Annotated in this window: 6 protein-coding genes; 4 read left to right on the plus strand and 2 right to left on the minus strand. The window is 75.5% G+C overall.

The window, feature by feature from the left end; genetic code table 11:
* The first annotated feature begins 135 nt into the window (after positions 1-135).
* The 4 genes from EF903_RS28195 to EF903_RS28210 all read left to right on the plus strand — a co-directional run bounded on the left by EF903_RS28195 (position 136) and on the right by EF903_RS28210 (position 3,349).
* Positions 136-1,626, plus strand: a complete 1,491-nt coding sequence (locus EF903_RS28195) for a PLP-dependent aminotransferase family protein (RefSeq protein ID WP_125547847.1) — start codon at positions 136-138, stop codon at positions 1,624-1,626.
* 399 nt (positions 1,627-2,025) lie between these two features.
* Entirely contained in the window at positions 2,026-2,508 is a 483-nt protein-coding gene (locus EF903_RS28200; protein WP_185902865.1) for an Imm50 family immunity protein, read from the plus strand.
* Position 2,509: 1 nt separating this feature from the next.
* Entirely contained in the window at positions 2,510-2,905 is a 396-nt protein-coding gene (locus tag EF903_RS28205; protein ID WP_185902866.1) for an Imm50 family immunity protein, read from the plus strand.
* A 93-nt stretch (positions 2,906-2,998) separates the two neighbouring features.
* Positions 2,999-3,349 (plus strand): hypothetical protein, encoded by a 351-nt coding sequence (locus tag EF903_RS28210; RefSeq protein WP_125547850.1) that lies wholly within the window; start codon positions 2,999-3,001, stop codon positions 3,347-3,349.
* A gap of 24 nt (positions 3,350-3,373) precedes the next feature.
* Here EF903_RS28210 and EF903_RS28215 read toward each other — a convergent pair whose 3' ends face one another.
* On the minus strand, positions 3,374-4,021 hold the full coding sequence (locus EF903_RS28215; protein ID WP_125547851.1) for a response regulator transcription factor: 648 nt from the start codon (positions 4,019-4,021) through the stop codon (positions 3,374-3,376).
* Positions 4,018-5,298, minus strand: a complete 1,281-nt coding sequence (locus EF903_RS28220; protein WP_125547852.1) for a sensor histidine kinase — start codon at positions 5,296-5,298, stop codon at positions 4,018-4,020. The genes EF903_RS28215 and EF903_RS28220 overlap by 4 nt, the downstream gene beginning before the upstream one ends.
* Positions 5,299-5,312: the final 14 nt, after the last annotated feature.

Here is a 5,312-nt window from a genome sequence, read left to right on the forward strand (position 1 = left end):
GCCCGGCATGCGGCGCGCCCCGCCCCGCCGACCGCCCCCGGACGCGGCCCCTCCTTGCCAACCGTGGCCCCGTCCGGCGAGTCTGGACCTTGATCGGCCCGATCGGCGCGGCCGCCGGGGGAGGCAGGGAACGGCATGGCGGACGGGCGAGTGGTCCGGACGGCGGACAGGACGATCGGCAGCCGCCGCCTCGCGGCCCTCCTGCCCGCCGACGTCCGCGCCCGCCCCCGCTACCGGGCGCTGGCCGAGGCGGTGCGCAGCCTGGTCCTCGACGGCCGGATCCCGCTCCACGTCCGGCTGCCCGCGGAGCGGGAGCTCGCCGAGGCCCTCGGTGCGAGCCGGGCCACCGTCACCGCCGCCTACGACCTGCTGCGCGGCAGCGGCTACGCCCGCAGCCGGCGCGGCTCCGGCACGTGGACCGAGCTGCCCGAGGGCCACGGGCCCGTCGGCGGGTTCCACCTCGCCGCGGCCGCCGCCGACCCCGACGGCGCGGGCGGCCCGCCCGTCGACCTGGCCGTCGCCGCCATGGGCGCCCCCGCCGGCCTCCTCGCCGACGCCCTCGCGCGCGCCGCTCAGCGGCTGCCCGAGTTCGCGGCCCACCCCGGCTACCACCCCTTCGGCCTGCCCGAGCTGAGGGCCGCTGTCGCCGCCCGGTTCACCCGCCGCGGCCTGCCCACCAGGCCCGGGCAGATCCTCGTCACCTCCGGAGCCCAGCAGGCCCTCAGCCTGGTCACCGCCCTGCTCTGCCGGCCGGGCGACCGGGTCCTCGCCGAGAACCCCACCTATCCGAACGCCCTCGACGCCCTGCGGCAGGCCGGGCTGCGCACGGGGCCGGTGCCCGTCTCCGACGACGGCTGGGACCTGGAGGCCGCCGAGTCGGCCCTGCGCAGGACCGCGCCGCGTCTGGCGTACACGATCCCGGACTTCCACAACCCGACCGGCGCCCTGATGCCGCCCGAGCAGCGGCTGCGGCTGATTGCGGCGACCCGCGCCGCCGGGGCCTGGCTCGTCGTCGACGAGACCGTCGCCGACATCGCCCTCGACGTGCCCGCCCCCGCCCCGACGGCCTCGCTCGGCGCGCGCGGCGCCGCGGACCACGTCATCACGATCGGCTCGCTCAGCAAGACGCACTGGGGCGGCATACGCGTCGGCTGGGTGCGGGCCGCGGAGAAGGTCGTCAACGAGCTCGCCACGGTGCGGGTCGCCGCGGACATGACCGGCTCCGTCCTCGACCAGCTGGTCGCCCTAACCTTCCTCGACGGCGCTGACGGCGCCCTGCCGGAACGCCTCGCCCAGCTGCGCTCCCGCCGCGCCGCCCTCGTACGCTGCCTGGAGCGGCACGCGCCGCAGTGGTCCTGGCGGGTGCCGCCGGGCGGCCTCTCGCTCTGGATCGACCTGGGCGAGCCGGTCGCCTCCGCACTGGCGGAGCGGGCCGCCGGGACGGGGGTGTACGTCAGCCGCGGCGCCCGCTTCGGCGTCGACCCGGGCACCTTCGCCCACCGGCTGCGGATCCCGTACACGCTGCCCGAGGACCGGCTGGAGGAAGGGGTGCGCCGCCTCGCGGCGGCGTTCCACGACGGCGTCCCGCTCACCCCGTCGATCGGGCGGCCCCACTGGGTGGCCTGACCGGCGCACGGGGCGCGGCCCGGCGTCAAGCCCCGGGATCCCGCGGCATGACGCCGCCCGCGCCGGCCGGGTCCCCTGGAGGCACGGCCCCCCGCCCGCGGGGCCGACACCCCGCCACCCGAGGAGCCCCCATGCCCCGTCCGAGCCTCCGCACCGCCCTTGCGGCCGCCGCGACCGCCCTGGCCGCCGCAGTCGCCTCACTGTCCTCCGGCGCCTTCGCCGGCCCGGCGGCCCACGTCGCCGTGTCGGGGTTCCCGACCCCCGGGGCGGTCCACCCCGGGGTGTGGTTTGGTCACCAACAGCCGGGACAGCCCGGGTATCAGCCGCCGCACGAACACGTGCGGCCGGGGGACGATACCCGCAACGGTGTCCCCGATGGTGCGGAGGCACACTACTACCATGACGTGGTCTGATTTCGTGGTGAACCCGGGGTTGCGGTCCCTCTATGACGAGGTCCCGGATCTGACGGATGTTCGACTGCGGTCTGTGCACCTGGACGGGTGGGACGCTACCGTCACGATGCGGCTTGACCTGCCTGCCTTTCCGGATCGCTGGGAGGGCGGTCCAGGAGACACCATGCAATGCCACATCCAGTTCTCCGCCGTGCGGGACCTCCTGATGGAGGGCTGGCGTCCGCCGGTCACGGCGAACGTGGCCATGCGCGCGCTGCCGGAGCACCGGCTTTCGGTGGAGGTGGCAGCCCCCGGGGTCGCTGTCACGTTCACGTCGCACGAGGCTCTTCTTGCAGGCAGGTTCAGTGTCTTCACGCGGGACGCGGATGGCGGCGACAGCGGGCAGCACCACTTCTCCCGGCCCCTTGAGACGAAGCTCTACCCGACCGTCCCTCCGGCGTACGCGAACACCTTCTACGAGCGTGTGTGACATGGCAGATTCCATCGACTGGCCGGAGCTGCGGACCCTGTACGGCACGACGCCGCTACCTGATCTGAACACCTGCCACTTCTTCTACCTGCACGTGGACGAGCGGGACACCTCCGTGACGTTCGGTTTCGAAACCCAGCAGCTTCCCCGGCACCCCAAACCGGAATGGGTGCAGAAGGCGTACAACACGCTGCGTTTCTGGATCGAGTTCACCGGCGTGGCGGATCTCCGTTTGCAGGGCGTCCTGGCCGAAGCGGAACGCTCCGTCCAGCTCACCGGCGGCAGCACGCCCGGCACCCTCCAGGTCTCTGTGCACAGCAGCACCCGCTCGATTGCCTTCACTGCCGCCGCTTCTCGGGTCTCCCACACCCGGGTCTACCTGCAGGGACCCGTGTAGCGCCCGGTGCTGCCGATCCCTGGTCGCGGGTGCTGCGCGCTCCCACTGCCATGGCGTGCAGGGAGTAAGTCCGGCTCTCGGACGACAGGTTCGGTGGCACTCGTCGCCCACGACCACGAACTGGTCTGGCAGGGCCCGGCCGGACCCGACTACTGGGCGGACGCCTTCACGCCCTTCCACACCCCCAGCGGCCGCCCGATCGAACGCCACAGCCCGGTCATCAAGAGCCTGGACGACATGTTCACCCAGGTCGGCGCCGGAGACGTCATCCCCAGCCTGGGCGCCCACGTCACCCGGTACCACGCCCGCCCCGACATCGTCTACCTGCCCGTTCACGACTGGCCGGGCCTGCGTTGGGGCCTGGTCTGGCGCAGCGACACCGAGTTCGCCCCCGTCCGCGCGCTTGCCCGGGTCGTGCGGGAGCTGGGTACGGCGAGGCCCTGAGAAACCGCCGTGTACGCCGTTGTGTCAGCTGCCCGACGCCTTCCAAGGCGTCCGGATGAGGCGGCGGGACGCCGCCGTCGCCACCGCCGCCGTCCGGGAGTCGACGCCGAGCTTGGCGTACACGTGCACCAGGTGCGACTTGACCGTGGCCTGGCTCAGGAACAGCCGCTTGGAGATCTGCTGGTTCGACAGCCCGTCGGCGACCAGCTGCAGCACCTCCAGCTCCCGCTTCGTCAGCGCCTCCGTGGGCGTCCGCATCCGGTCCATCAGCCGCAGCGCCACCGCCGGCGCCAGCGCCGACTGGCCCGCCGCGGCCGTGCGCACCGCCGCCGCGAGCTCCTCCGGCGGGGCGTCCTTCAGCAGGTAGCCGGAGGCGCCCGCCTCGACGGCCGCGAGGATGTCCGCGTCCGTGTCGTACGTGGTCAGCACCAGCACCCGCGGTGCGCCCGCCCGGGCCGTGATCGCGGCCGTCGCCGCCGAGCCGTGCATGCCCGCGCCGAACTGGAGGTCCATCAGGACGACGTCCACCGGCTCCGAGGCCGCCAGCTCCACGGCCCGCTCGGCCGTCGCCGCCTCCGCGACCACCGTGAAGTCCGGTTCGGTGTCCAGCACCGCGCGCAGCCCGGCCCGCACCACCGGGTGGTCGTCGGCCAGCAGCAGCCGGATCGTCATCGGGGGACCTCCCTGTCGGTGCGGCCGGCGGTCGTGCCCCCGGCCTGCGGCTCCGCCTCCGCGGGCAGCGGCAGCGTGACGGCGACGGCGGTGCCCTGCCCGGGTGCCGACTCCACGGTGAACAGCCCTCCGAGCGACTCGGCGCGCGCCCGCATGGCGGGCAGCCCGAAGCCGCCGTCGCCGCGCGGGGCGCCGGCCGGGTCGAATCCGGACCCGTCGTCGACGACGTCGAGCGTCACGGAGGCGTCCATGAAGGTCAGGGTGATCTCGGCGCGCCCGGCCCCGGCGTGGCGGACGACGTTCGCCAGCGCCGACTGCGCGATCCGCAGCAGCGCGACCTCGTACGGGGTGGGCAGCGCCCGCGGGGTGCCGCTGAGCGAGAAGCGGGCGTGCGGCGCCGCGGCGCACAGCCGCTCCAGCGCGGCGGCCAGCGATCCGCGCTCCAGGTCCGGCGGGGTCAGGGCCCGTACGAACCGGCGGGCCTCGGCGAGGTTCTCCTGGGCGGCGGCCCGGGCCCGGCCGATGTGCTCCAGGGCGGGCGCCAGCGCCGGGTCGCCGCCGGGCAGCGCCCGCTCCGCGGCGCGCAGCAGGAGCTGGATGGACGACAGGCCCTGGGCGAGGGTGTCGTGGATCTCCCGGGCGAGCCGCTCCCGCTCGGCGGTGGTGCCCGCGGCCCGCTCGGCGGCCGCGAGCTCGGCCCGGGTCGCGATGAGCTCCTCGATCAGCCGGCGGCGGCGCTCGCTCTCCCGGTAGAGGGCCTGGTAGCCCAGGACGGTCGCGACCGCCACGGCCGCGCCGAGCAGCGGCCCGAGGAAGGCGCCGGGACGGAGCGTCCCGCTGTGCGCGGCGAACGAGGCGATGGCCGCGCAGGCCGTCAGCGCGACCGCGGCGACGGCCCAGCGCAGCCGCAGCAGGTGCAGTTCGAGGAAGTACAGCGGGAACGCGATCCACAGCGCGTCGGGGGAGAGCACCAGCAGCAGCGCCCACACCGCGCCCAGCGCACCTAGCCAGACGGCCCCGGCGCGCGCCGAGGCGTGGACCGCCGGGGCCCGGACCCCGGCGCCGTAGACGGCGGCGAGAAGGGCGCAGGCGGCGGCCGTCCAGGCGGCGTGGGGGGAGTTCTCGGCGAAGGCGCGCCCGGCGGCGAGGACGAGCAGCCCGGCCAGCAGCCCGTGCAGGCACAGCCGCAGCAGGCGGGCGACGGGTGTCAGCGGACGCCCGCCGAGGGGCGCCGGGGGAGCGGGCGCCGGGGGCGGCGCGGGGTGCGGAGCAGGCATGGCCTGTCCAGCGT

The sequence above is a fragment of the Streptomyces sp. WAC05292 genome, from assembly GCF_003949955.1.
Lineage (GTDB): Bacteria > Actinomycetota > Actinomycetes > Streptomycetales > Streptomycetaceae > Streptomyces > Streptomyces globosus.